The sequence below is a fragment of the Frondihabitans australicus genome (assembly GCF_003634555.1).
GTDB classification, from domain to species: Bacteria; Actinomycetota; Actinomycetes; order Actinomycetales; family Microbacteriaceae; genus Frondihabitans; species Frondihabitans australicus.
In genome coordinates, this window is record NZ_RBKS01000001.1 from 3,508,456 (window position 1) to 3,532,307 (window position 23,852).

Genomic DNA, 23,852 nt, shown 5'->3' on the forward strand with positions numbered 1-23,852 from the left:
ACCGGGAGCCTCCGGTGAGCGAGGCACTCTGGGCGATCGGTCGCGGCACCGGGATCGCATCGCTGATCCTGCTCACGATCTCGGTCGTGCTCGGGATCGTGACGCGCTCGGGGCGACCGCTGCCAGGCCTGCCGCGCTTCTCGGTGACGCTCGTGCACCGCAACGTGTCGCTCGCCGCCTCGCTCTTCCTCGTGGTGCACATCGTGTCGCTCATGTTCGACTCGTACGCGCAGCTCACGCTGCTCGACACCGTCGTGCCGTTCTTCGGCAGCTATCGGCCACTCTGGCAGGGCTTCGGCACGGTCGCGTTCGACCTCCTGCTCGTGCTGATCGTCACGAGCCTGCTGCGGCGGCGTCTCGGACCGCGCCTGTTCAAGGCGATCCACTGGGCCGCCTACGCGATGTGGCCGATCGCCCTCGCGCACGCGATCGGCAACGGGACGAACGGCACCGAGGGCTGGTTCCTCATGCTCGCCGGCGCCTCGGTCGCCGCCGTTCTCGGCGCCCTCGCCTGGCGTCTCACCACCCGTTTCATCGAGTACCGGGGCGTGCGCGCCGAGCTCACGCCCCGCATCCGGCCCACCGCACCCCCGCCGACCCGACTGGAGACCCGATGACGCTCACGCAGCCCATCCACACGACCGTGGCGCCGCCCGCCGGCGTCCGCCGCCTCTTCGCGACGCCCGGCGCCGACTGGCGCTCGCACCTCGACACCTACGGGCCCATGCCCGGCGACCACGACGAGGGGCAGCTGCTGGCAGAGCTCGAAGCGTCGGGGCTCTCGGGTCGCGGGGGAGCGGGATTTCCTGCCTGGCGCAAGCTGCTGGCGGCAGCGGCGGCTTCGCGTGACGAGGGGCGGGCGGGCGCGGGGAGCGGCCGGGCGGGTGGCGGGCGGGGTGCCCGCGGATCCTGCGCCCCCGTCGTCATCGCGAACGGTGCCGAGGGCGAGCCGCTGAGCCGCAAAGACCAGACCCTGCTCGCCCAGGCGCCCCACCTGGTGCTCGACGGGCTGCTGCTCGCGGCGTCGGTGCTGCGGGCGGGCGACACGGTGCTCTACGCGACCGAGGCGTCGCTCGGGCCCGTGCGTCGGGCGATCTCCGAGCGGCAGGATGCGACACGCGTGCGCCTGATCGTCGCTCCCCACGCCTTCCTCTCGGGGGAGGCCACCGCCGTCGTGCGCGCCGTCTCGGGAGGCCCGGCCCTGCCCCGCGACCACGCCTTCCGCCTCACGACGTCGGGTCTGGGCGGGGCGCCCACGCTCGTCCAGAACGTCGAGACGCTCGCCCACCTCGCCCTGCTGGCCCGCTTCGGCGCGGCGTGGTTCACGTCGGTCGGCGTGCCCGGCGACTCCGGGACCCGGCTCGTCTCGATCTCGGGCGACGTGCCGGTGCCGCAGGTGTTCGAGGTGCCCGGCGGGGTTCCGCTCGGCGAGGCGCTGCTGGCGTCGCGCGTGGCCCTGCCGTCGCTGCGGGCCGTGCTCGTGGGCGGGTACCACGGCGCCTGGGTGCCGGCGTCGGCGTTCGACGCGCCCCTGTCGCCCGTCGGGCTGGCTCCGTTCGGCGCCGCCCCCGGAGCAGGCATCCTGATGGCGCTCGGCGCGCATCGCTGCGGTGTCGCTGCGTCGGCGGAGATCGCGACCTACCTCGCCGCGCAGTCGGCGAAGCAGTGCGGACCGTGCGCCAACGGGCTGCCCCGCCTGGCCGAGGTGCTGCAGCGGGTCGCCCGCCGGGAGCGCGCACCGTGGCTCCGCGACGAGGTGGCCCGGCTCGCGGCGGTCGTGCGGGGTCGCGGATCGTGCCACCACCCCGACGGCACGTCTCGATTCGTGCTCTCGACGCTCGACGTGTTCGCGTCCGACGTGGCGGCGCACCTCGAGGGGCGTTGCGAGGTGGCGTCGTGACCGGCGGCTTCCGGCCGACGGGGTCGGGCAGCGTCAGGGCGCAGGATCGGCGACAGCCCGCCGCTCCCGACCCGTCGCTCCACATCGACTGGACCCTCTGCGACGGCCGCGGGCTCTGCACCGAGCTGCTGCCCGAGCTCCTGAGTCGCGACGAGTGGGGCTACCCGCTCTCGCCCGACGGCTCGGACGTGCGCGTGCCGCCCTCGCTCGTCCCGGCCGCTCGCGACGCCGTCGCCCTCTGCCCCCGTGCGGCCCTCCGCCTCCGCGGGGTTGCCTAGAGTCCACTCGAGGTGAGTAGCGTCAGCCGCATGACACGTCTCACCACGCCCTTCGGGGCCAAGACCACCGCCGCCGAAGTCCTCGAGGGGGTCGACCTCACCGTCCGCCGCGCCGTCGTCACGGGCGGCGCCTCCGGCATCGGCATCGAGACCGCCCGCGCGCTCGCGGGCGCCGGGGCGGACGTGACGCTCGCCGTCCGCAACCTCGAGGCCGGGGCCGCAGCGGTCGACGACATCGTGGCGACGACGGGCGCAGGTGCCGACACGGTCCGGGCGTCGTACCTCGACCTCTCCGACCGGTCGACTCTCACCTCGTTCGGGCAGCAGTGGCAGGGCCCGCTCCACATCCTGGTCAATAACGCCGGAATCATGGCGACACCCCTCACGCGCACGCCCGAGGGCTACGAGCTGCAGTTCGCCAACAACCACCTCGGCCACTTCGCGCTCGCCCTGGCGCTCCACGACGCCCTCGCGGCCGGTGCAGACGACGCAGGAGCAGCCGCACGCATCGTCAGCCTGAGCTCGACGGGCCACCTCCGCAGCGACGTGGACTACGACGACCTCATGTTCGAGCGTCGCGAATACGACCCCTGGGTCGCGTACGGCCAGTCGAAGACGGCCAACGTGCTCTTCGCCGTGGGCGCGTCGGCGAAATGGGCGGGCGACGGCATCACGGCGAACGCGGTGCACCCCGGCGGCATCATGACGAACCTGCAGCGCCACATGGACCCCGCGGAGTTCGTGCGGCGCGGCTGGGTCGACGAGAACGGCACGCCGAACGCCGTGTTCAAGACGCCCGAGCAGGGTGCGTCGACCTCCACGCTGGTGGCCGCCTCGCCGCTCGTCGAGGGTGTCGCCGGGCGCTACTTCGAGGACGCCAACGAGGCCCTCCCGTTCGACCCGTCGCGCCCCGGCAGCGGGGTCATGCTGTACGCCCTCGACCCCGAGTCCGCCGACCGGCTGTGGAAGGTCTCCCTCGACCTGATCGCCTGACCGCGAGGCCGCCGCGGGAGGAGCCGAAACAACCCCGCAGTGAGCCGGAAACACTCCCGCAACGCTCCGGCCCTAGGTTCATCACATGGGAGACCTCTTCGACGGATACGCCGGCTCCGCGAGCCGCACGATCCGGCCGGGTGGTTCGGGGGCATGGGACGAGATGTTCCAGGGTCCCGGCTCGCCCCGCAGCATGTACCGGGAGATCCACTCGGCGCTCGACAGCATGACCCAGGACGAACTGCGGGGGCGCACCGCGGCGCTCGCCGACTCGTACCTCGCTCAGGGCGTCACGTTCGACTTCGCCGGCGAGGAGCGCCCGTTCCCGCTCGACGCCGTGCCTCGGGTCATCGAGCAGGCCGAGTGGCAGGACGTCGAGAAGGGTGTGAAACAGCGCGTCCGCGCCCTCGAGGCCTTTCTCGCCGACATCTACGGCCCGCAGCGCTGCGTGGCCGACGGCGTCATCCCGGCGAGCCTCATCACGTCGTCGCACCACTTCCATCGGCAGGCGGCGGGCATCGAGCCGGCGAACGGCGTCCGGATCCAGGTCTCGGGCATCGACCTCATCCGAGACGAGGCCGGAGCCTGGCGCGTGCTCGAGGACAACGTGCGAGTCCCCTCCGGGGTCAGCTACGTGATCTCCAACCGGCGGGTGATGGCACAGACGTTGCCCGAGCTCTTCGTCTCGATGCGCGTGAGGCCGGTCGGCGACTATCCGAACCGGCTCCTGCACGCCCTTCGTCGCAGCGCCCCGGTCGGCGTGGAGGATCCGACGGTCGTCGTGCTCACGCCGGGCGTGTTCAACTCGGCGTACTACGAGCACACGCTGCTCGCCCGCCTCATGGGCGTGGAGCTCGTCGAGGGCCGCGACCTGTACTGCTCCGGCGGCCGGGTCTGGATGCGCACGACAGCCGGCCCGCAGCGCGTCGACGTCATCTACCGCCGCGTCGACGACGAGTTCCTCGACCCGCTGTCGTTCCGGGCCGACTCGGTGCTCGGTTCGCCGGGCCTGCTCATGGCGGCACGGCTCGGCACCGTCACGATCGCGAACGCGGTGGGCAACGGCGTCGCCGACGACAAGCTCGTCTACACGTACTTGCCCGACCTGATCCGGTACTACCTCGGCGAGGACGCGGTGCTGCCGAACGTCGACACCTGGCGGCTCGAAGACCCGGGCGCCCTCGAGGAGGTGCTCGACCGGCTCGACGAGCTCGTCGTGAAGCCGGTCGACGGCTCCGGCGGCAAGGGCCTCGTGGTCGGGCCGGCCGCCAGCGCGAAGGAGCTCGACGAGCTGCGCGCCCGCCTGCTCAAGGACCCGCGCGGCTGGATCGCGCAGCCGGTCGTGCAGCTGTCGACCATCCCCACGCTCGTCGACGACGGCCTCCGCCCTCGCCACGCCGACCTCCGGCCTTTCGCGGTCAACGACGGCGACGACATCTGGGTGCTGCCCGGCGGGCTCACCCGGGTGGCGCTGCCGGAGGGGCAGCTCGTCGTGAACTCCAGCCAGGGCGGCGGGTCGAAGGACACCTGGGTGGTCGGAGTCGACGCCGGCACCTGGTCGCAGGGCCAGAGCGTCAGCTCGCTCGTCACGTCGCAGGCGGCGCCGACCGCGTCGATCCCGATCGTCGCGGCCGACCACGTGCCCGACCACTCGCCCCAGGACGACCCCAAGCGCGACCAGCAGTCCCAGCAGCAGCAGGCGCAAATACCTGGCCCGCACAACGTCAGCCAGGACGAACAACAGCAACAACAGCACTGCAGGGCCCACGAGGCCCCGGAGAGGAAATCATGCTGAGCCGGATCGCCGAGAGCCTGTTCTGGATCGGCCGGTACATCGAGCGCGCCGACGGGACCGCCCGCATCCTGGACGTCCACCTGCAGCTGCTGCTGGAGGACCCCTGGATCGAGGAGGACGCCGCCTGCCGCAGCCTCCTCAGCGTCATGGGCTCCGACGCGCCCGCCGACGTCGAGATCACCCGCACCGACGTGCTCTCGATGCTCGCCGTCGACCGGCACAACCCGGCGTCGATCGCTTACTCGCTCGGCGCCGCCCGCGAGAACGCCCGACGCGCCCGCGAGATCGTCTCGACCGAGCTGTGGGAGTGCCTCAACACCACCCGCGCACGGATGCCGCGCAAGGTGTCGAGCGAGAAGGTGCACGAGTTCTTCGCCTGGGTCCGCGAGCGGTCCGCGCTCGCCGTGGGGATCATCGAGTCGGCGACCAGTCGCGACGAGGTGTGGCAGTTCTTCACCCTGGGTCGCTCGATCGAGCGCGCCGACATGACCGCGAGGCTGCTGGCCACGAGGACTCTGACCGAGGCGTCCGGGCCGTCGTGGACCACGATCCTGCGCTCCGTCGGCGCGTACGAGGCCTACCTGCGCACCTACCGCGGGGTGCCGAGCGCCCGGAACGCCGCCGAGTTCCTGCTGCTCGACCGGCTGTTCCCGCGCAGCGTGCTCTTCGCGATCTCGCGGGCCGAGTCGTGCCTGCGCGAGGTCGACCCGAACACGGCGCGGACGGCGTCGAGCGACGCGGGCGTCCGTATCCTGGGCCAGATGCGCTCCGAGCTCGAGTACAAGCCGATCGCCGAGATCCTCGACGACCTGCCCACGCACATGGACGCCGTGCAGTCGGCTACGTCCGCCGCGTCCGAGGCGATCCGCCAGCGCTACTTCCCGACCAGCGCCGCGCCGACCTGGGTCGGTGAGAGGTCGTGAGCAGGCTCAGGATCCGACACGTCACCGGCTTTCAGTACGACGGCGAGGCGAAGGCCTCCTACAACGAGGCCCGCATGCTGCCCGCATCGACCGAGAGCCAGTTCGTGCTCTCGTCGAACCTCCGGATCGAGCCGAACTCGGGCGCCCACGAGTACCTCGACTACTGGGGCACGAGGGTGTCGTCGTTCGAGGTGCTGCAGCCGCACCAGCAGCTCTCGCTCACGGCGACGTCGCTGATCGAGGTGCGCGGCTCGTCCCACCCCTCCCACGACGTGTCGTGGGACCAGCTGCACGACCTCGCCGCGAGGCGCTCCGAGTTCGTCGAACAGCTCGACCAGACGCCGCTCACCCAGCCGCCGGCGGAGGTCGTGCACCTCGCCGAGCGCGCCGTCGCCTCGACGACGACCCCGTGCGAGGCGGCCCTGCGGATCAACGAGGAGATCGGCGACCGCGTCCGGTACCTGCGCGGCGTGACCAACGTGAAGTCGACGGCGGCCGACGCCTGGAAGGCCGGCGCGGGGGTCTGTCAGGACATCGCGCACATCACGCTCGGTGCGCTGCGCAGCGTGGGGATCCCGGCCCGGTACGTGTCGGGGTATCTGCATCCGAAGCCCGACGCGGAGCTCCGTGAGACGATCGTCGGCGAGTCGCACGCCTGGGTCGAGTTCTTCTGCGGGTCGTGGACCGGCTTCGACCCGACGAACCTCATCGACATCGGCGAGCGGCACGTGGTCGTCGGCCACGGGCGCGACTACAACGACGTGCCGCCGCTGCGCGGGGTGTACGGCGGGAGCCGTACGTCGAAGCTCTTCGTCACGGTGGAGATCACCCGCGAGGCGTGACCCTGGACTTCGCAGTCAGCCGCGAGAGTCCGCGATCTGCTGATGTCGCCGGCTCGACATCAGCAGATCGTGGCTACTCAGCAGCTTCGGTAGACGTAGTCCTTCGAACCCGGCGTCGTGAGGTCGCGGTCGCGCAGCTCGGTCATCGGCGGCGTGTGCTTCCGGGCGCAGACCTGCGCGAACGTGCCCCGGAGGTCGTCGGTGTACTCGATGTCGATCACGTGCTTCCCGTAGACCCTCGTGTACTGGTCGCACTCGTCGAACGTATCGCACTCCTCCGACACCGCGAAGTCGTAGCCGATCTGCGTCTTGCCGCGCGACCCGAGCTGGTCGGTGTTCTTCTGCCCCGCGGCGAGGTCGCGGTCGTGCGCCTCCGCCACGAGCAGCTTCGCGAACGCGATCGCGTCGTCGAGGGTCAGCTGCTTCTTCGACCGCGTGTACGAGTCCAGGTTGTCGAACTCGACGGCACTGAAGCCCTTCCGCGCGCAGAGGTCGGTCGACTTGGCGATGATCTTCGCTGCGGCGGTCCGCTTGGCGGCCGTCGAGATGTCGATGATGTGCTCGTCGGGCCAGCCCGGGTCGACCAGCGGCGCACCCGAGGCCGCGTGCAGGATCAGATCGCTCGGCCACTTCACGTCGGGCTGCGTCTGGAACCCGTTCACGTAGCAGATCGAGTAGACGCCCTTCGCGGGCTTGGACGTCGAATCGCGGGTCACCACGGTGACGCCCTTCGGCGGCGTGTAGGCACCGCCGAGCTGGTAGTCGGCGGCGCCCGTGGTCGGCGGCAGCACTCTGTCGACGTGCTCGGAGTCGCCCTGCGGCGACCCGGCGCTGTAGCTGCATCCTGCGCCCGCCATCATCAGGCCCGACGCGATGGTCAGGGCGAGCAGGATCCGGGACGCGGCTTTCACCCTCGTACGGTACTCGACGCCCAGGCCGCGCCGCGGCCCCGCGTCAGTGCGCCACGCGGCGGTGCGGGTGCGTGTCGGCCACGGCGGGCGGGAGGGGGGTCGTGAGGCGGGAGCGGCGGTCGGCGCGATCGGCGAGGGCGGCGTCCCGCGCATCCTGCCGATCGAAGACGACCTGGGCGAGGGCCGCGATCGCGACGATCACCCCGGCGATGAGCAGGGCGACGCCCACGAGGAGCAGCCCCGCGACGGTGAAGTCGAGCTGCCGCCCGGTGAGGCCCGAGCTGCCGATCGCTCCGTCGGCGACGAGGTGCTCGTAGCTCCTGACGGTGAGCACGGCTCCGCCCGCCGCGCACACGGCGGCGATGCTGGCGCTGATGATCCCTCGGCTCATGTGCCGCTCCCTCGCGACGGTCGATCGCGTGGTGAGGCGATCTCGTGCCGTGAATCTAGCCCGTTGCGCCCTCGGAGGGAACCCCCCGAGCCCTGTCGGCGCCTACTGCCGCGCGAGCGACTCCTCGGTCTGGAGCCGCGCGGCCGCGGCCTCCTCGCGCTGGACCAGGATCGCCTCCGTCGCGGGCATCCCGTCGCCGTCGTGCCGCACGCGGAAGCTGAGCCCGTGGCCCACGTTGTGCCGCACGCGCAGGTGCTGGCTGCGCACCAGCCAGGTGAGGGCGACTCCCGCGGCCACGAAGCCGGCGGCAGCGCCGACCCCGATGGCCTCGCGGGGCCCGAACGTGTTCGCCACCCAGCCCACGATCGGAGCGCCGATCGGCGTGCCGCCGGTGAAGATCGCCATGTAGAGGGCCATGACCCGGCCGCGCATCTCGGGCGCTGCGCCGAGCTGCACGGTGCCGTTGGCCGTCGTCATGAGCGTGATCGACGAGAGGCCCACGGTGACGAGCACCGCCGCGAAGCTCCAGTACGTCGGCATGAGGGCCGCGACCGTGCAGGTGACGCCGAACGAGATCGACGCCATCACGAGGATCCGCATGCGCGGCCTCTCGCGCCGAGCCGAGAGCAGGGCGCCGGTGAGCGAGCCGACGGCCACGGCGCTGGTCAGCAGGCCGAAGCCGTCCGACCCGACGTGGAACGCCCCCGTCGCCATGGTCGAGGTGAAGATCGGGAAGTTCATGCCGAACGTGCCGATGATGAAGATCATGATGAAGACCACGATGAGGTCGGGACGACTGCGGACGTAGCCGAACCCCTCGCGGATCTGGCCCTTGGCCCGGACGACGCGCGGCTTGAACTCGAGCTCGCAGACCCGGATGAACCTCAGCGACGCCAGGACCGCCAGGAACGACGCGGCGTTGATGAGGAAGACGGGCCCCGTGCCCACGGCCGCGATCAGCACGCCGGCGACGGCCGGGCCGATGAGCCGGGCGCCGTTGAACGACGCCGAGTTGAGCGAGACGGCGTTCGTTAGCTTCTTCGGCGGCACGAGCTCCGAGACGAAGCTCTGGCGGATGGGAGCGTCGACCGCCTGGACGATGCCCATGACGAGAGCGAACGCCCACACCATCCACAGCTGGACGACGTCGGTCACCACGAGCAGGCCCAGTGCGAGGCCGAGGGCGCCCATCGACGCCTGGGTGACCATGAGCATCCTGCGCCGGTCGTAGCGCTCTGCGATGAGACCGGTGATGGGGATCATCAGGATCGGGGGCAGGAACTGCAGCGCCATCGTCACGCCGAGCGCCGTGGCGTTGTGGTTCGTCAGGTGCGTCAGCACGAGCCAGTCCTGGGCGGTCGCCTGCATCCACGTGCCCGTGTTCGACACCAGGGCGCCGCCGAACCACAGGCGGTAGTTGAAGACCCTGAGGCTCGAGAACATGGCGCTCACGAGCGGGCCAGCTCTCGCAGGATGCGCGTGGCGTCGGCGAGCGTCTTCCGCTCGTCGGGCGTGAGCTTCGCCAATCGCGGCACCAGCCACTCATCGCGCCGACGGCGGGTCTCGAGGATGAACGAGGCGCCCGCCTGCGTGGCGCGGAGGACGACCTTTCGCCTGTCGGCGTCGTCGGTGCCGCGCTCGACGAGGCCGAGCTCGACGAGCGCGTTGACCGTGCGGTTCATCGAGGGAGGAGTCACGCCCTCGTGCTCGCTCAGCTCGCCGATGCTCAGGGGCTCGTTGGCGACGATGTAGCCGAGGGCCGCGCCCTGGGCGTCGCTGACGTGCGTGTCGGCCTTCTGCTGCCGGAGTCGGCGCGAGAGGCGCAGCACCCCCTGTCGCACGTCGGTGGCGAGCTGCGCGTGCGGAACGGTGCGGATGGCACCGGTGGTCGTGGGCAGGGGAGTGAGGTCTGACATCGGTGCTTAGTCTAACAAATTAGTTTGGCTAACTACATAGCGATCCCGAAAGGCGTACGATAAACGACGGTTGTCGTCAAACGTGACGGCACGCGCGGATTTCACCAGCACCAGAACGAAGGAAGACATGAGCAGGTTCGAAGGCAAGGTCGCGATCGTCACCGGTGGCGGCTCCGGCATCGGCGAGGGCATCTCGAAGGCCCTGGCCGAGGAGGGCGCCTCGGTCGTCGTCGCCGACCTCAAGCTCGAGGCGGCGCAGCGCGTCGTCGACGAGATCACCGCCGCCGGCGGCACGGCCACCGCGTTCTCGGCCAACACCGCCAAGCCCGAGGACAACGAGGCGACCGTGAAGTTCGCCCAGGAGACCTACGGCGCTCTGCACCTCGCCGTCAACAACGCCGGCATCGGCGCCCCGGCCCACAACATCGGCGACTACGACATCGCCGCCTGGGATCGCGTCGTCGGCGTCGACCTGAGCGGCGTCTTCTACGGCCTGAAGTACGAGCTGCCCGCGATCGTCGCGGCCGGCGGCGGCGCGATCGTCAACATGGCGTCGGTGCTCGGCTCGGTCGGCATCGCGCAGAACGCCGCCTACGTCGCGTCGAAGCACGCGCTCATCGGCCTGACGAAGGTCGCGGCCCTCGAGTACACGGCCCAGGGCGTCCGCACGAACGCGGTCGGTCCCGGCTTCATCGACACTCCGGCCGTGCGCGCCGCCCTGTCGCCCGAGCAGCTCGCCGGGCTCGAGGCCGAGCACGCCTCGAAGCGCCTCGGCACCGACAGGGAGGTCGCGGCTCTCACGCTCTTCCTCCTCAGCGACGACGCCTCGTTCATCACGGGGTCGTACCACCTCGTCGACGGGGGCTACTCGGCTCACTGAGCCACCGGCTCCTGCGCCCTGCGGGGTCGTGGTGCAGACTCGCACCATGGCCCTCGCAGACGTCGCCCGCACCGACCGCACCTACGTCGACGCGTTCGGCGTCGAGATCACGTACTACGTCTGGGCTGCGCCGTCGCCCCGCGGCGTGGTGCAGCTGGCCCACGGCGTCGGCGAGTACGCGCTGCGCTACACCGAGCTCGCCGAGAACCTCGTGCGCGCCGGCTACACGGTCTACGCCGACGATCACCGCGGCCACGGGGCGACGGGCATCGCCCAGTGGGGTGAGGGCTCCGGCCGGCTCGGCCACCTCGGCCCGGGCGGGCTGAGGGCGACGCAGGATGCACTGCGCCAGCTGACCGGGATCATCCGCTCCGAGCACGACGAGACGCCCGTCGTCCTGCTCGGCCACTCGTGGGGGTCGCTCATGGCCCAGAACATCGCCAACGAGCACGCGTCGTCGTACGACGGGCTCGTCCTTACCGGGACCGCCTACCGGACGCCCGGCTCGATGAACGGCGGCGACCTCAACAAGCGCCACGCGCACCTGGGCACGACCGGGTTCGAGTGGCTCAGCCGCGACCCCGCCGTCGCGCAGGCGATGTCGGTCGACCCGCTGGCCGTCGAGGCGAGTGTGCTGAAGCTCTTCGGGCTCCGCGACTCGCTGCGGTTGTACGGCCGCCCCGGTCGAGATCTCGCCCGCGACCTGCCCGTGCTGATCATGGTCGGCGACGACGATCCGCTCGGCGGGGCCAAGAGCGCCGAGAGGCTCGCCCACGCCTACCTGAACCGGAGCCACCTGACCGACGTCGAGCTGATCGTCTACGACGGCGCGCGCCACGAGGTGTTCAACGAGACGAACCGGGCGGAGGTGACGCAGGATCTGATCGCCTGGCTGGACGACCGCTTCGCCGTCGGCACAGACCCTGCGGCCGACCCCGCCGCCGGCCCCGCCGCCGAAGACCCGTCCGCGCCCGCGGAATAGGCTGGCGTCATGCACGGTGAGTACAAGGTCCCCGGGGGAAAGCTGGTCGTCGTCGACCTCGACGTCGAGGACGGCCGGATCGCCTCGTTCCATCTCGCGGGCGACTTCTTCCTCGAGCCGGACGACGCGCTGGAGGCGATCGACCGGGCCGTCAACGGACTCGACGCCGCGGCGGACTCGACCGATCTGGCGGCCGCGATCCGCTCGGGTCTGCCCGAGGGCACGCAGATGCTCGGCGTCACGCCGGAGGCGATCGCCGTGGCGATCCGGCGCTCGCTCAGCCGTGCCACCGACTGGCGCGACTACGACTGGCAGATCGTGCACGACGGCCCGGTCTCGCCCAACATGCACCTCGCCCTCGACCAGGTGCTCACGGAGGAGGTCGGGGCGGGACGCCGCGGGCCCACCCTGCGTTTCTGGGAGTGGGACCAGCCGGCCGTCGTCATCGGCAGCTTCCAGAGCCTCAAGAACGAGGTCGACCCCGAGAACGCCGAGAAGTACGGCTTCGAGGTCGTCCGCCGCATCTCCGGCGGCGGCGCGATGTTCATGGACGCCGGCAGCGTCGTCACCTACTCGCTCTACGCGCCGGGCGACCTCGTGCAGGGCATGAGCTTCGCCGACAGCTACGCCTACCTCGACGAGTGGGTGATCACCGGCCTGAAGTCGATGGGCATCGACGCGTTCTACCAGCCGCTCAACGACATCACGAGCGCCAAGGGCAAGATCGGCGGGGCCGCGCAGAAGCGGCTCGGCAACGGCGCGCTCCTCCATCACGCGACCATGAGCTACGACATGGACGGCGACAGGATGGTCCAGGTGCTCAGGATCGGGCGCGAGAAGATGAGCGACAAGGGCACCACCTCGGCGGCGAAGCGCGTCGATCCGCTCCGCTCGCAGACGGGCCTTCCGCGCGCCGAGATCATCGAGCGCCTCAAGCAGACGTTCACCGGCCTGTACGGCGCGAGTACCGGTCACGTCACCGAGTCCGAGCTCGCCGCCGCCTCCGCCCTCGTCGAGTCGAAGTTCGCCACGCCCGCCTGGCTGGCGCGCGTCCCCTAGCCCGTCGCCCGAGGACTAGGGCAGACGTTCCGCGATCCTGAGCCCTCATCGCCAGGGGGCACCGGCCAATGCTCCGGCTACGCGCCGGACGAGAAGATCGGCATGGTCGTGCAGATCGGACTTCGTGACCCGGATGACACGCCAGCCTGCTTCGGCGTAATCCTCGCGACGGCGGATGTCTTTCGCGAACTGCGCAGGATCGGTGCGGTGCTGGTCGCCCTCGTACTCGACGACCACTCGAACAGCACGCCAGATCAGATCGGACTCGCCCAACCTTCGCCCTCGATCGTCGCGGACGATGCCGTTCACCTCGGGCTCGGGAAGCCCCCTCCTGAGCAGGAGGAGCCTCAGTGCGGTCTCCTGGGGTGAGCGGACCCCGGGCCGGGCGAGGCCCAGGGCTTGCCTCAGTGCTGTGATGCCGCGTCTGCCGCCCTGCTCGCGAGCGCGTCGACGAGCGCGGACTCGGGCAGCAGCCTTGCCTGAGCCAGCTTCGACCACCGTCCCATGAGTGCGTCGGCCAGGGCGACCAGAGCATCGAGTGACAAGGTCTCACCGCACTGGCACCAGGCCTCGATCGGTGACACGACGGGCAGGCCTTGCACCGTGAAGATGGTCGCCTGTACCAGCCGGTGACCTACTATTCCGGGACGCCGCGGCTCTCGGCCGTCCACGGCAGAGACATGCAGTGGCGTCTCGGGATGCCCCGGTGGCAGAGGCAGTCCCCACAATCGTGCGGCCGTGGCGTGGCTGAAGGCCTGACCCGGCAGCAGCGCCGGCGCATAGTCGAGGCAGAGGTCGGCGTGGGTCTTCGGTGGCTCGCGCGAGCGCATGCCGTGGTGCGGCGCCTGGAGGTCCTGCGAGCGGAGTCGCCACTGCGTGGCTCCCGCGAGGCGGGCGTGTGCGACTCGGAAGGCGGGCGCGGAGACGGGCAACGGCTGGCTTCTCATGCGTCGAGCCTGGCCGAACGAGGCCTGGTCGATGGCCCCTCCGCCCAATCTGTGGACAGCTCCCGCTCCCAACCCGACGAGCGTCCACAGATGGCGGAAAATGGTCGAGATTTCCGCCGTTTGTGGACGGTCAGCGGACGGGGGCGGGGGGAGGGGCAGAGCGCGCAGGCTAGAGGGGACGGAAGCCGATCACCTGGGCGGCGACGGCGCCGAGCACGCTCGGCTTGGCGGGGTCGATGGGCTCGGTGATGGCGCTGGCGCCCCGGGGAAGCTTGACGGTCGCGATGATCCGCTGGCCCTGCGGCGTCTCGCCGGGCGCACGACCGTGCACGCCGATCACGAGAGTCGCCTCGCCGTCGCTGACGCGGTACTCGGTGTATCCGCGGGTGCGCCAGGTGTTCGTGATGACGCCCTCGACCGCGCCGACGATCGCGTGGCGCTCGCTGGCGTCGATGAGCTCGGCGATGGTGTGCGTGGCCGCCTCCGGAGTGGTCGCCCGGAACGGCGCGCGGCTGAGGGCACGCAGGCGCTCGAACGGGTCGGCCCCCGCGGCCTCGGCCGCCTCCACGATCTCAGCGAGCAGGAGCTCCGCCTCCGCCGACGGAAGCGCGTTCAGGCGCTGGCGGAACACCGGCGACACGAACGCCCGGGCGTCCGGGTCGAACGAGTCGAGGAGCGCATCGAAGCGCGCGAGGAGGTCGGCGAAGGTCACTCAACAATCGTCCAGGAAGCGCCAAGTCGCCGTAAGTCCACGTTGGGGGGCTCCACGATCGGGGGGCACGCCGTTCCCCGGGTCCTGCGCCCGGATCGGCTACAAGCCGGCGCCGTCAGCGACGCGTGAGCTCTTGGTACTCGGGGTGGTTCTGCACCCAGGTGGCGACGTACGAGCACGCCGGCACCACGCGGAGGGTCCCGGACGCCTTGACGTCGTCGAGGGCGTAGCGCACGAGCTGCGAGGCGTAGCCCTTGCCCTGCTCTTTCGGATTCACCTCGGTGTGGGTGAAGGCGATCTCGCCGCCCGAGACCTGGTAGACGGCGAAGCCGACGGGCTCGCCGTCGGCCGTGATCGTGTACTGGTTCTGGGCTTCGTCATTGTGCACTTCGACGGACATGTCAGGCAGGCTACCCCGCGCCGGGTCGGAGGACGCCGGGAGCGACGTCACGACGGGCGCGGGACGCCGGGAGGCCCGCCGGAACCCGGCAGAATAGGAGGATGCCCGTCTCCTGGACTCCTGCGTCAGCCGACACGGTGGTCCACGGCGACAACCTCGACGTGCTGCAGACGCTGCCCGACGAGGCGTTCACGGTCATCTACCTCGACCCGCCGTTCAATACCGGCCGCAGCCAGACGCGTCACGAGACGCACTCGGTGCGGGGCACGCGGGCCGGCGCCGTCGCCGGCTTCAAGGGCGTGCAGTACGAGCGGATCCGCGGCGACCTCATGAAGTACGACGACCGGTTCGACGACTACTGGTCGTTCCTCGAGCCTCGTCTCGCCGAGGCCTGGCGGCTGCTCGCCGACGACGGCACGCTCTACCTGCACCTCGACTACCGCGAGGCGCACTACGCGAAGGTGCTGCTCGACGCGCTCTTCGGCCGCGCGAGCTTCCTCAACGAGATCATCTGGGCGTACGACTACGGCGCGAAGAGCCAGCGGCACTGGCCGACGAAGCACGACACGATCCTGGTGTACGTGAAGAACGCCGCGTCGTATCACTTCGACTCGTCGGCGGTCGACCGCGAGCCCTACATGGCGCCGGGCCTCGTCACCCCCGAGAAGGCCGCGCGCGGCAAGCTGCCGACCGACGTCTGGTGGCACACCATCGTGTCGCCGACCGGTCGCGAGAAGACCGGCTACCCCACGCAGAAGCCCGAGGGCGTGCTGCGGCGCATCGTGCAGGCCTCGAGTCGCGAGGGCGACTGGGTGCTCGATTTCTTCGCAGGATCAGGCACCACCGGCGCCGTGGCGACCGCCCTCGGCCGGCGCTACCTCCTCGTCGACGAGAACCCCGAGGCGATCGCTGTCATGCGGCAGCGTCTCCCCGGGGCGTCGTTCGAAAAGGCGTGACCTAGGCCGACTTGAGCAGCTGCTTGAAAGCGCTTCCGTGGAAGACGAGGGGCTCGAGCGACGCGTCGGTGTAGAGGCCGGTGACCTCGAGCAGGATCATCTGGTGGTCGCCCGCCGGGTACTCGGCGTACGCCTTCGTCTCGAGCCACACCGGCGACCCGTGCACGAACAGGGCGCCCGAGTCGCTGGTCTCGAGCTCGAGGTTCTCGAAGCGCGTCGACTTGTCCTTGGCCGCGATCTGGCGTGCCGTCTGGCCGTGGGTCTCACCGAGCACGGAGATGCCGATGCGGTCGGCCTTCTTCAGCGTGGGCCAGGTCGTGGACGTGTTCTGCACCGAGAAGGCGACGAGCGGCGGCTCCATCGAGACGCCCACCGTGAACGACGACGCGACCATGCCCTCGCGCTCGCCGTCGACCTCGGCGGCCAGCGCGACGACGCCGGACGGGAAGTACGAGAAGGTCGTGCGGAGCAGCTGCGAGTCGGGGGAGTACGGGGTCAGAGCCATGATCGAGTCCTCTTTCGGGGTGGTGCGTCCATGGTGGCACTCGATTGTTGAATTCAGATTACGCCGATGCAAAAAAGGTGTATCGAATGGTTCAATTCGTGCGTATGGGCCGCTGATGCCCGAGATTCCGCGGATCCTGCGCCCGTCATAGTTCGTAAAGCCGGTGTCGACCGCCGGCGCGGGCGCGACGCGAGAGGGCTTTCCGCCACCCCGCGAGGCCGTTCGGCGGCGCTCGTCAGCGACCGGGGATGCGGATGCTCCCCGTGTCGGGCGCGACCGGGGAGCCCATCCGGTTGGCGGCCTCCTGCGCCTTGAGGGCTGCCTCTTCGGCCGAGATGGTGTCGGCTGCGGCGTCCTTCGCATCCTGCGCCGCCGCCTCGTCGAGAGCCGAGCGCGTGCGGAGCGGGGCCGGCCGCAGGAAGAAGCTGAGGATGAACGCGATCACGACGACGGCGAGCGCGATGGTGAACACCGTGACGCAGGCGTTCGCGAACCCGTCGAGGAACGGCGCCTTGAGAGCCAGGGTCGCCTTGTTGAGGAACGACGTGTCGCCGTTCAGCGCGTTGCCGAGCGCCGAGAAGTCGCCCGTCGACGCCTTCTTGAGCAGGGCCAGCAGGGTCGCGTTGTTCGGGTCGGAGAGCACCGACGGGTCTTTGAGCGCCGCCGCCTGGTTCGCCGCGAGCGTCTTGTCTTTGAAGGCGTCGGGGATCGTCGTGCCGAGACGCGAGAACAGCACCGAGAACAACACCGCGGTGCCGAGGGTTCCGCCGATCTGCCGGAAGAACGTCGACGACGACGTCGCCACGCCGATGTCGCGCGGCCCGACCGAGTTCTGCGACGCGAGCGTGAGCGTCTGCATCAGCTGACCGAGACCCAGACCGACGAGCACCATGCCGATCGAGAGGTACCACCACGGCTTGTCGTAGGTGAGCTGCGTGAACCAGGCGAAGCCCAGGATCATGAAGCCGGTGCCGATCGGCGGGAACATCTTGTACTTGCCGGTGCGCGAGATGATCTGGCCCGAGACGATCGACGAGATCATGAGGCCCAGGATCATCGGGAGCATCTGGAATCCCGACTCCGTCGGCGTCGACCCGTTCACCAGCTGGAGGTACAGCGGCACGGTCAGCAGGGCGCCAAACATGCCGAAGCCGACGAACACTCCGAGGACGGTGGCCATGGAGAACGTGCGGCTGCGGAACAGCTTGAGGGGGATCAGGGCGGCGTCGCCCATCCTGCGCTCGGTGGCAATGAACGCGATGATCGCGAGCCCGCCGATGATGTAGCAGGTGAACGCCGCGGCGCTCGCCCAGCCCCACGTGCGGCCCTGTTCGGCCACCAGGAGCAGCGGAGCCGCCGCCACGATCACGAACACCGCGCCGAACCAGTCGATCACGACATTCGCCTTGCGCTGCTGCCCGGGGATGTGGAGGAACAGCGACACGATCACGAGAGCGATCACGCCAATCGGCACGTTGAGCAGGAACACCCAGCGCCACCCGGTGATGAAGAGGATCTGGTCGGCTCCTGCGAACAGCCCGCCGATCAGCGGGCCGATCACGCTCGAGATGCCGAACACGGCGAGGAAGTAGCCCTGGTACTTCGCGCGCTGACGAGGAGCGAGGATGTCGCCCATGATCGTCAGCGGCAGAGCCATGAGGCCGCCGGCGCCGAGCCCCTGCAGACCGCGGAACGCCGCCAGCATGTACATCGACGTCGAGAACGACGCCGCGAGCGAGCCGACCAGGAAGATGCCGATCGCGATGAGGAACAGCGGCCGCCGGCCGAACAGGTCGGAGAGCTTGCCGTAGATCGGCGTCGCGATGGTCGAGCAGATCAGGTACGCGGTCGTCACCCAGGCCTGGTGGTCGAGGCCGTGGAGGTCGTCGCCGATCGTGCGGATCGCGGTTCCGACGATGGTCTGGTCGAGCGACGACAGGAACATCCCCGCCATCAGTCCGAAGATCACGAACAGGATCTGCCGGTGGGTCATCAGGCCCTGCTGCTCGACCGGCGAGGTCGTCGTGTCGACCGTCTCTCCGCGTGCTGAACGGCTGCGTGCTGAACTGGCGCTGGACATCGTCTACCTCTGATCCTGGTGTGAGAGTTGCGCGTGAGGCTCACGGTACGCGCGAGACTGCGATGTTGTTTTGGTAGCGTTGCGCCCGGCTTCCGGGGTGATTCCGCTCTCGGGGCGGAGAGGTGTCGGATGAAGCGCAGGGCGTTCCTGGCGGGTGGCGTGGCTGTGGCGGCGACGGCTGCGCTCGCGGCGTGCACGGCGGCTTCGGCGGGTTCCGGTGCGTCGAAGGGGGCGGGCGCAGGATCGGCGACTGCCGTCGCGACTCCCGCTGCTCCTCGCGTCACGTCGCTCTCCTCCACGTCGGGGTCGCTCGTCGGCGGAGAGACCGTGGCCCTCGCCGGCGTCTCGCTCACCGGCGTCACGCGCGTCGTGTTCAACGGGGTCGACTCGCCGTCGGTCACGGCCGTCTCCGCGACATCGGTGAAGGCCGTCGTGCCGAGCGCCGTGAACTTCCAGCCGTCGTCGGGCGGCGTGGTCGCGTACAGGGGGACGACCGTGGTCGCCTCGGCTCGCGCACTCACCTACACCTGGGCGCCTCGTACGGGCGTCGACAAGCAGATGCAGTACGCCTTCGCGCACTGGAACGCGCCCACCTACAACCCCGCCTACCTCAACTTCGACTCGGTCGGCGGCGACTGCCAGAACTTCGTGTCGCAGTCGCTCCTCGCGGGCGGTCTGCCGAAGTCGTCGTCGTGGTTCTACGACTCGGCCTCGTCGCACTCGTCCTCCTGGGGCTACGCGCCGGCCTTCAACGACCTCGCGCCGTCGCTCGGCTTCACCCGGCTGACCAGCGCACAGGAGTCGCAGGTGCAGATCGGCGACCTCGCCTACTTCGACTGGAACGGCAACGGGATCCCCGACCACGTGATGATGGTGAGCGCTGTCTCCGCGGCGGCGACGTCTTCGGGCTCGGGCTCGTCGGCGAGCGGCTCGACGAGCGCAGCGAGTTCGAGCACCATCATCAAGCTCGTCGGCCACAACCTCGACTACGACTACCGCGACCTCCAGACCACCATCACCAAGGACCACCCCGGCGCCACCGTCTGGTTCTACGCCCTCCCGAAGTCCTTCCGCTAGCGCCGAGTGTCCGCATTCGGCGGAATTCGGGGCTGATTCCCGCCATTCCTGGACTCTCAGCGGGCGTTTACCGGGCGGGGCGGAGAAGTGCGGGGACGAGCACCAGGGCCGCCAGGGCGAGGGCCGCGACGGACGCGACGACGGCGAGCCAGACGACGCCCTGTGCCCCGGGCGCCAGCAGGGTGAGCACGGCGAACGCGATGGCCTGGCAGGCGACCTGCACCGCCACGTAGCGGAGGAGCGGGGCTCGCAGGAGCCGCAGCTGCACCCGCGCCCGCAGCGGAAGCCAGGCGCACAGGCTGCCGAGCGTGAAGAGCAGGTGCCCGGCCGCGAGGACGACGGCGAACTGCCACGTGTAGCCGCGAGGGCCTGCCACGACGAGCGCGAACGCCCACTGCAGGGTCAGCAGGGCGACCATCGGCCCGCGCGGCAGGAGCATGGCGCCGAGGATCAGCAGCAGCGACACGACCAGCCAGCCGCTGACTCCGATCGCGACCCAGGCACCCAGGATCCCGACGACACCCGTCGCCGCGGTGAGGACGAGCGCCGGCATCGTCCGCCCGAGCGCGGGGAACCCGGGGGCGCGGCTCATCGCACCCTCCTGGGTCGGCTCAGCATGCGCAGCTGCACGCTCGCCGGCATCGACGAGGGGCCCGTGCCGCCCTTCAGCGGCTGCCAGCGCACCGGCTCGACGCCCGAGGCGACCATGCCGTCGATCCGATCGTTCCGCTCGACCATGATCAGGCTGTAGGCGGCGCGTTCCTCGTGGGTGAGGCGCCGCACGTCGGGCTCCGGCAGGGTGTCGACGGCGATCACCCGGTGCCCGGTCGAGGCCCAGGAGATGGCCATGGTCGCGGCGGGGTCGTCGAGGAAGGTCGACAGGACGATCACGAGCGAGGACGCGGGCACGAGCGGGGTTCGCGCGTTGCGCACGGGCTCGCCGGTCGGCGCCGCGAGGGCGATCGTGGACTGCAGGCGCTCGAGGTGCCGGGTGCTCCCGCCGGGCTCGACGGAGCGGGCAGTCCCCGCGAGGTCGCGCAGGCCGACCCGGTCGCCGGCCGCGATGTACGCGGCGGCGAGCGACGACGCGGCCTCGCGGCCGAGGTCGAGGGAGGTCGCGTCGGCCGTGGCGCCGCGCGCTCCCGACCAGAGCGAGACGTCGGGGCCGAGCTCGTCGCGATCGTCGAGCACGAGCATGACGATGGCGTCGGCGGTCGAGAAGCTGCGGCGCACGTAGAGCTCGCCGGGCCGCTGGGAACGCCTCGCGGTCGCCTTCCAGTCGATCCGGCGGAGCCGGTCGCCCGGGGCGAAGAGCGCGATGTCGCGGAACTCACCGCCGTCACCCGGGGTCGCCGACGAGTGTGCGCCGGTGATGCCGACGACCCGGTGCGGCAGCGGGAGGCTCTCCATGCGCAGCCGCGGCGGCGGGATCAGCCGTCGGCTCGCGGGGCCGGGGTCGGGCGACGTGAGGGCGGTGCCGCGGGCGCCGAGCAGCGAGTAGTGCAGGCGGACTATCTCTTGCGGGCCGGAGTGGGTGACCGGGATCCTGCCGCCCACACCCGCCCTGGCCGTCTCGGCGTCGACGGCGAAGCGGTGCGTGAGGTTGTCGGCCGAGACCAGTTGCACGGCGACGCCGTCGACGGCGTCGGGCAGGTCGAAGGTGATGCGGTACCCGACGCCGGTGGCGTCGTCGTCGGGGGCCAGGCGCGTGCCGACCGTCACCTCGGCGTCGCGCCGGGGCCGCCGGTCGAGGCCCAGAGCGATGCCCAGGATCGCCGGGAGCGCGAGCAGGGCGAACTCCGCGCGGCCCGAGACGAGCGCCACCCCGAGCAGCAGCGCGACTCCGGCCCCGCTGAACGCCACGGGCGGAGTCACCGACCAGCGTGGGCGCTCGCGCGTGGTGTCGGCAGGCGGGGCGGGCGGGCCGGCGTCGGGGGGTGGGGGTGTCACGCGGGCTCCTGCGACCCGGTCGAGAGCGCCCCGCCGACGGACGGCGCGGCCGCCTGCGAGCCGGCACCGCGAGCCCCGACCGCGGGCGGGCCGGCGACCTGGGCGACGATGCCGGTGACGACGGCGGCCGCGTCGACGCCGTTCGCCCAGGCCTGCGGCGTCAGAGAGATGCGGTGGGCGAGGACGGGGACGGCGGCGGCCTTGACGTCTTCCGGGGCGACGAAGTCGCGGCCCTCCATGACCGCGCGGGCGCGGCCGACGAGCATGAGGCCCTGGGCGCCGCGCGGCGAGGCGCCGACCTGCACGTCGCGGTGCGTCCGGGTGCCGTTGACGAGGTCGACGCAGTACAGAGCGATGTCGGGGTCGACGTGCACGCTCTCGACGGTCGCCTGCATCGAGCGGAGGGTCTCGGGCGTGATGACGGCCTCGACGCTGGCGACCTCGCGCTGCCGGGCGACGCGGTTCAGGAGCACGCGCTGCTCGCTCTCGCGGCTCGGGTAGCCGACCGACAGGCGCACCATGAAGCGGTCGAGCTGCGCCTCGGGCAGCGCGTAGGTGCCCTCGTACTCGATCGGGTTCGACGTCGCTATGACGTGGAACGGGCTCGGCAGCGGGAAGCTCTGCCCCTCGACCGTCACCTGCCCCTCCGCCATCGCCTCGAGGAGCGCAGACTGCGTCTTCGGCGACGTGCGGTTGATCTCGTCGGCCAGGAAGAGCCCGGTGAAGACCGGGCCGGGCCGGAACACGAACTCAGCCTCGGCCGGGGCGTAGAGGAACGAGCCGGTGATGTCGGCGGGCAGCAGGTCGGGCGTGCACTGCAGGCGACGGAAGTCGAGGCCGGTCGCCTCGGCGATGCTGCGTGCGGCGAGCGTTTTGCCGAGACCCGGGACGTCCTCGAAGAGCACGTGACCGCCGGCCAGGATGCTCGCCAGGGCCAGCTCGAGCGGCTCGCGCATTCCGACGACGACGCTGCCGACCTGCTCGAGGATCGCGGCGGACAGTCGCGAGACGTCGCCGATCGAGAGGGCGGGCTCGGTGGAGGGGGTGGACGTCGTCACGGGCGGAAGTGCCTCTCGGTGCTGGTGCCGGCGTGTCCGCCGGGCGCGGACGGGCTGCCGAGCCGCTCGAGGGCGGTCAGGCAGCGCGTGAAGGTGGACAGGTTCAGATTGTTCTGAGACGGCGTGAGCAGGATCCGCACCACACCCGGCGCGAGATACCTCTCGACGGCCTCCCGGTCGGCGGGGTCGTACAGGTCGAGGCCGTAGAGGAAGAGGAGTCGGTGCCGTGTCGCCTCGCGGACCCGGGCGAGCGACTGCCCGCCGACGCCGCCGCGCGTCTTCATCGACCAGCTCAGCGTCTCGAGGTCGCGCCGAGCGCCGGGCGTGCGGCGAGCGGGAGGCTTCGGCCAGTCGATCTTCTCGCCCTCCTGCACGGCGATCCAGGTGGCGCCGACCGCGGCGAAAGCGACGGCCACGAGGGCCGACTGCGGGATTCCGAGGCCGAAGTACCAGACCACCCCGCCGATGACGACGGCGAAGACGATCACCGCGACGGAGAGCCGGCGCAGCGGGGGAGCGAAGAACCGCACGCCCTTCACGACGTGGCCGCCCATTGCCGCTGCAGCGTGAGGAGGGCGGAGCGCGCCGTGTCGACGTCGTCGTCCGTGGCGACGTGGTCGCCGAACCGAACACCGAGATAGAGGCGCCGGAGCTCGGCGAGAGCCGCCGGGTCGACGTCGACGCGCCGGAGGATCCTCGTCGTGAACTCCGTCGGCGTCTCGGCGCTCTGGCGCTGGAAGCCCGCGTCCTCCGCAGCCTCCTGCAGGCCGAGCCACGCCTCGACGATCGCGTCGGTCGGCCGACGACCACCGTCGAGCGCATCGAGCGCTCGCTCGAGGCCGCGCCGCAGGTAGGGCATACTCGTCTCGATCGAGGGGTCGTCGGGGAGGCTCTCGAGGTCGGGCACGGCCTGGAGCTCGCCGCCCGTCCCGTCCGGCCGGCGACGCCGGTTCAGCAGCCAGCGCACGACGAAATAGGCGATCGCCGCCAGGAGGACGACGCCGAGCACGATCGCGATCCAGCCCAGGTTCGGCACGTGCACCGCGGTGACCGGGGGCTTCGGCGTCGGGGTGCCTGACCCCTGCGGCATCGGCGTGCTCGTGATCACCGCCCTGGTGGGGTGGAAACCCGGAAGCCAGCGCGGCCCGGTGAAGTTCAGGGAGCCGCCGACGGCGGCACCGACGGCGATGAGCACGCCCAGACCGCCGGCCACGAGCACCGCGACCGGCGCTCGCCGCTCGGTCGTGGGCTCCGCCATTCCCGAAACGCTACCCGACGGGGCTGTGGCGACCGTCGC

The 23,852-nt window shown here is 70.9% G+C and carries 27 protein-coding genes; 12 read left to right on the forward strand and 15 right to left on the reverse strand.

Annotated features, from left to right (window positions below):
• Positions 1-14 precede the first annotated feature (14 nt).
• The 7 genes from C8E83_RS16750 (at position 15) to C8E83_RS16780 (ending at position 6,731) form a co-directional block, all read left to right on the forward strand.
• Positions 15-617, forward strand: a complete 603-nt coding sequence (locus C8E83_RS16750; protein ID WP_121371235.1) for a ferric reductase-like transmembrane domain-containing protein — start codon at positions 15-17, stop codon at positions 615-617.
• Positions 614-1,900, forward strand: coding sequence for an NADH-ubiquinone oxidoreductase-F iron-sulfur binding region domain-containing protein (locus C8E83_RS16755; protein WP_121371236.1), 1,287 nt, complete (start codon positions 614-616; stop codon positions 1,898-1,900). The genes C8E83_RS16750 and C8E83_RS16755 overlap by 4 nt, the downstream gene beginning before the upstream one ends.
• On the forward strand, positions 1,897-2,178 hold the full coding sequence (locus C8E83_RS16760) for a ferredoxin (protein WP_121371237.1): 282 nt from the start codon (positions 1,897-1,899) through the stop codon (positions 2,176-2,178). Before C8E83_RS16755 ends, C8E83_RS16760 begins: the two co-directional genes overlap by 4 nt.
• Before the next feature lie 30 nt (positions 2,179-2,208).
• Positions 2,209-3,171: an SDR family NAD(P)-dependent oxidoreductase gene (locus C8E83_RS16765; protein ID WP_121371238.1), complete on the forward strand. Its 963-nt coding sequence runs from the start codon at positions 2,209-2,211 to the stop codon at positions 3,169-3,171.
• Positions 3,172-3,256: 85 nt separating this feature from the next.
• The gene (locus tag C8E83_RS16770) at positions 3,257-4,966 is read left to right on the forward strand and encodes a circularly permuted type 2 ATP-grasp protein (protein ID WP_121371239.1); all 1,710 of its coding nucleotides are present in this window, start codon (positions 3,257-3,259) and stop codon (positions 4,964-4,966) included.
• Positions 4,960-5,889 carry an alpha-E domain-containing protein gene (locus C8E83_RS16775; protein ID WP_121371240.1) on the forward strand — a complete coding sequence of 310 codons (930 nt, stop codon included), beginning with the start codon at positions 4,960-4,962 and terminating at the stop codon, positions 5,887-5,889. The genes C8E83_RS16770 and C8E83_RS16775 overlap by 7 nt, the downstream gene beginning before the upstream one ends.
• Complete coding sequence (locus tag C8E83_RS16780) at positions 5,886-6,731, forward strand: transglutaminase family protein (RefSeq protein WP_121371241.1); 846 nt, start codon at positions 5,886-5,888, stop codon at positions 6,729-6,731. Before C8E83_RS16775 ends, C8E83_RS16780 begins: the two co-directional genes overlap by 4 nt.
• 77 nt (positions 6,732-6,808) lie before the next feature.
• Here the strand turns inward: C8E83_RS16780 and C8E83_RS16785 are convergent, their stop codons facing one another.
• The 4 genes from C8E83_RS16785 to C8E83_RS16800 all read right to left on the reverse strand — a co-directional run bounded on the left by C8E83_RS16785 (position 6,809) and on the right by C8E83_RS16800 (position 9,949).
• Positions 6,809-7,642 carry an endo alpha-1,4 polygalactosaminidase gene (locus C8E83_RS16785; protein ID WP_245981772.1) on the reverse strand — a complete coding sequence of 278 codons (834 nt, stop codon included), beginning with the start codon at positions 7,640-7,642 and terminating at the stop codon, positions 6,809-6,811.
• Between the two features lie 43 nt (positions 7,643-7,685).
• Entirely contained in the window at positions 7,686-8,033 is a 348-nt protein-coding gene (locus tag C8E83_RS16790; protein WP_121371242.1) for a hypothetical protein, read from the reverse strand.
• A 102-nt stretch (positions 8,034-8,135) separates the two neighbouring features.
• Positions 8,136-9,485: an MFS transporter gene (locus C8E83_RS16795; protein ID WP_121371243.1), complete on the reverse strand. Its 1,350-nt coding sequence runs from the start codon at positions 9,483-9,485 to the stop codon at positions 8,136-8,138.
• Positions 9,482-9,949, reverse strand: a complete 468-nt coding sequence (locus C8E83_RS16800) for a MarR family winged helix-turn-helix transcriptional regulator (protein ID WP_121371244.1) — start codon at positions 9,947-9,949, stop codon at positions 9,482-9,484. Before C8E83_RS16800 ends, C8E83_RS16795 begins: the two co-directional genes overlap by 4 nt.
• Before the next feature lie 127 nt (positions 9,950-10,076).
• Here C8E83_RS16800 and C8E83_RS16805 point away from each other — a divergent pair, with 127 nt between their 5' ends.
• The 3 genes from C8E83_RS16805 to lplAB are packed head-to-tail and all read left to right on the forward strand — an operon-like array spanning position 10,077 to position 12,870.
• On the forward strand, positions 10,077-10,829 hold the full coding sequence (locus tag C8E83_RS16805) for an SDR family NAD(P)-dependent oxidoreductase (protein ID WP_121371245.1): 753 nt from the start codon (positions 10,077-10,079) through the stop codon (positions 10,827-10,829).
• Positions 10,830-10,875: 46 nt separating this feature from the next.
• Positions 10,876-11,811, forward strand: coding sequence for an alpha/beta hydrolase (locus tag C8E83_RS16810; protein ID WP_121371974.1), 936 nt, complete (start codon positions 10,876-10,878; stop codon positions 11,809-11,811).
• Between the two features lie 9 nt (positions 11,812-11,820).
• The gene (gene lplAB, locus C8E83_RS16815; protein WP_121371246.1) at positions 11,821-12,870 is read left to right on the forward strand and encodes a lipoate-protein ligase LplAB; all 1,050 of its coding nucleotides are present in this window, start codon (positions 11,821-11,823) and stop codon (positions 12,868-12,870) included.
• A gap of 45 nt (positions 12,871-12,915) precedes the next feature.
• Here the strand turns inward: lplAB and C8E83_RS20115 are convergent, their stop codons facing one another.
• The 4 genes from C8E83_RS20115 to C8E83_RS16830 form a co-directional block, all read right to left on the reverse strand.
• Positions 12,916-13,368 carry a DUF559 domain-containing protein gene (locus C8E83_RS20115; RefSeq protein WP_121371247.1) on the reverse strand — a complete coding sequence of 151 codons (453 nt, stop codon included), beginning with the start codon at positions 13,366-13,368 and terminating at the stop codon, positions 12,916-12,918.
• Entirely contained in the window at positions 13,275-13,817 is a 543-nt protein-coding gene (locus C8E83_RS19645; RefSeq protein WP_170159980.1) for a hypothetical protein, read from the reverse strand. Before C8E83_RS19645 ends, C8E83_RS20115 begins: the two co-directional genes overlap by 94 nt.
• A gap of 169 nt (positions 13,818-13,986) precedes the next feature.
• Entirely contained in the window at positions 13,987-14,529 is a 543-nt protein-coding gene (locus C8E83_RS16825) for a hypothetical protein (RefSeq protein ID WP_121371248.1), read from the reverse strand.
• A gap of 115 nt (positions 14,530-14,644) precedes the next feature.
• Positions 14,645-14,929 carry a GNAT family N-acetyltransferase gene (locus tag C8E83_RS16830; protein WP_121371249.1) on the reverse strand — a complete coding sequence of 95 codons (285 nt, stop codon included), beginning with the start codon at positions 14,927-14,929 and terminating at the stop codon, positions 14,645-14,647.
• Between the two features lie 101 nt (positions 14,930-15,030).
• Here C8E83_RS16830 and C8E83_RS16835 point away from each other — a divergent pair, with 101 nt between their 5' ends.
• Positions 15,031-15,885, forward strand: coding sequence for a DNA-methyltransferase (locus tag C8E83_RS16835; protein ID WP_121371250.1), 855 nt, complete (start codon positions 15,031-15,033; stop codon positions 15,883-15,885).
• A 1-nt stretch (position 15,886) separates the two neighbouring features.
• Here C8E83_RS16835 and C8E83_RS16840 read toward each other — a convergent pair whose 3' ends face one another.
• Together C8E83_RS16840 and C8E83_RS16845 are read right to left on the reverse strand one after the other, a co-directional pair.
• On the reverse strand, positions 15,887-16,390 hold the full coding sequence (locus C8E83_RS16840; protein ID WP_121371251.1) for a flavin reductase family protein: 504 nt from the start codon (positions 16,388-16,390) through the stop codon (positions 15,887-15,889).
• Positions 16,391-16,625: 235 nt separating this feature from the next.
• Positions 16,626-18,383: an MDR family MFS transporter gene (locus C8E83_RS16845; protein WP_121371975.1), complete on the reverse strand. Its 1,758-nt coding sequence runs from the start codon at positions 18,381-18,383 to the stop codon at positions 16,626-16,628.
• A gap of 216 nt (positions 18,384-18,599) precedes the next feature.
• Here C8E83_RS16845 and C8E83_RS16850 point away from each other — a divergent pair, with 216 nt between their 5' ends.
• Positions 18,600-19,547, forward strand: coding sequence for an amidase domain-containing protein (locus C8E83_RS16850; RefSeq protein WP_121371252.1), 948 nt, complete (start codon positions 18,600-18,602; stop codon positions 19,545-19,547).
• A gap of 67 nt (positions 19,548-19,614) precedes the next feature.
• Here the strand turns inward: C8E83_RS16850 and C8E83_RS16855 are convergent, their stop codons facing one another.
• The 5 genes from C8E83_RS16855 to C8E83_RS16875 are packed head-to-tail and all read right to left on the reverse strand — an operon-like array spanning position 19,615 to position 23,813.
• On the reverse strand, positions 19,615-20,139 hold the full coding sequence (locus tag C8E83_RS16855) for a hypothetical protein (protein ID WP_121371253.1): 525 nt from the start codon (positions 20,137-20,139) through the stop codon (positions 19,615-19,617).
• On the reverse strand, positions 20,136-21,497 hold the full coding sequence (locus tag C8E83_RS16860) for a DUF58 domain-containing protein (protein ID WP_147430214.1): 1,362 nt from the start codon (positions 21,495-21,497) through the stop codon (positions 20,136-20,138). The genes C8E83_RS16855 and C8E83_RS16860 overlap by 4 nt, the downstream gene beginning before the upstream one ends.
• A complete protein-coding gene (locus C8E83_RS16865) occupies positions 21,494-22,555 on the reverse strand; it encodes an AAA family ATPase (protein WP_245981775.1) in 1,062 nt (353 codons plus the stop codon). The genes C8E83_RS16860 and C8E83_RS16865 overlap by 4 nt, the downstream gene beginning before the upstream one ends.
• Positions 22,552-23,109, reverse strand: a complete 558-nt coding sequence (locus C8E83_RS16870) for a hypothetical protein (RefSeq protein ID WP_121371255.1) — start codon at positions 23,107-23,109, stop codon at positions 22,552-22,554. The genes C8E83_RS16865 and C8E83_RS16870 overlap by 4 nt, the downstream gene beginning before the upstream one ends.
• A complete protein-coding gene (locus C8E83_RS16875; protein ID WP_121371256.1) occupies positions 23,091-23,813 on the reverse strand; it encodes a DUF4129 domain-containing protein in 723 nt (240 codons plus the stop codon). The genes C8E83_RS16870 and C8E83_RS16875 overlap by 19 nt, the downstream gene beginning before the upstream one ends.
• Positions 23,814-23,852 lie beyond the last annotated feature (39 nt).

What these genes read in the sequence shown, in the direction of transcription:
- C8E83_RS16805 (WP_121371245.1), top strand. Translation starts at nt 10,077, where the DNA reads ATGAGCAGGTTCGAAGGCAAGGTCGCGATCGTCACCGGTGGCGGCTCC.
- C8E83_RS16810 (WP_121371974.1), top strand. Translation starts at nt 10,876, where the DNA reads ATGGCCCTCGCAGACGTCGCCCGCACCGACCGCACCTACGTCGACGCG.
- C8E83_RS16870 (WP_121371255.1), bottom strand. Translation starts at nt 23,109, where the DNA reads ATGGGCGGCCACGTCGTGAAGGGCGTGCGGTTCTTCGCTCCCCCGCTG.
- C8E83_RS16830 (WP_121371249.1), bottom strand. Translation starts at nt 14,929, where the DNA reads ATGTCCGTCGAAGTGCACAATGACGAAGCCCAGAACCAGTACACGATC.
- C8E83_RS16790 (WP_121371242.1), bottom strand. Translation starts at nt 8,033, where the DNA reads ATGAGCCGAGGGATCATCAGCGCCAGCATCGCCGCCGTGTGCGCGGCG.
- C8E83_RS16855 (WP_121371253.1), bottom strand. Translation starts at nt 20,139, where the DNA reads ATGAGCCGCGCCCCCGGGTTCCCCGCGCTCGGGCGGACGATGCCGGCG.
- C8E83_RS16845 (WP_121371975.1), bottom strand. Translation starts at nt 18,383, where the DNA reads ATGACCCACCGGCAGATCCTGTTCGTGATCTTCGGACTGATGGCGGGG.
- C8E83_RS16800 (WP_121371244.1), bottom strand. Translation starts at nt 9,949, where the DNA reads ATGTCAGACCTCACTCCCCTGCCCACGACCACCGGTGCCATCCGCACC.
- C8E83_RS16875 (WP_121371256.1), bottom strand. Translation starts at nt 23,813, where the DNA reads ATGGCGGAGCCCACGACCGAGCGGCGAGCGCCGGTCGCGGTGCTCGTG.
- C8E83_RS19645 (WP_170159980.1), bottom strand. Translation starts at nt 13,817, where the DNA reads ATGAGAAGCCAGCCGTTGCCCGTCTCCGCGCCCGCCTTCCGAGTCGCA.
- C8E83_RS16770 (WP_121371239.1), top strand. Translation starts at nt 3,257, where the DNA reads ATGGGAGACCTCTTCGACGGATACGCCGGCTCCGCGAGCCGCACGATC.
- lplAB (WP_121371246.1), top strand. Translation starts at nt 11,821, where the DNA reads ATGCACGGTGAGTACAAGGTCCCCGGGGGAAAGCTGGTCGTCGTCGAC.
- C8E83_RS16840 (WP_121371251.1), bottom strand. Translation starts at nt 16,390, where the DNA reads ATGGCTCTGACCCCGTACTCCCCCGACTCGCAGCTGCTCCGCACGACC.
- C8E83_RS16850 (WP_121371252.1), top strand. Translation starts at nt 18,600, where the DNA reads ATGAAGCGCAGGGCGTTCCTGGCGGGTGGCGTGGCTGTGGCGGCGACG.
- C8E83_RS16835 (WP_121371250.1), top strand. Translation starts at nt 15,031, where the DNA reads ATGCCCGTCTCCTGGACTCCTGCGTCAGCCGACACGGTGGTCCACGGC.
- C8E83_RS16775 (WP_121371240.1), top strand. Translation starts at nt 4,960, where the DNA reads ATGCTGAGCCGGATCGCCGAGAGCCTGTTCTGGATCGGCCGGTACATC.
- C8E83_RS16755 (WP_121371236.1), top strand. Translation starts at nt 614, where the DNA reads ATGACGCTCACGCAGCCCATCCACACGACCGTGGCGCCGCCCGCCGGC.
- C8E83_RS16765 (WP_121371238.1), top strand. Translation starts at nt 2,209, where the DNA reads ATGACACGTCTCACCACGCCCTTCGGGGCCAAGACCACCGCCGCCGAA.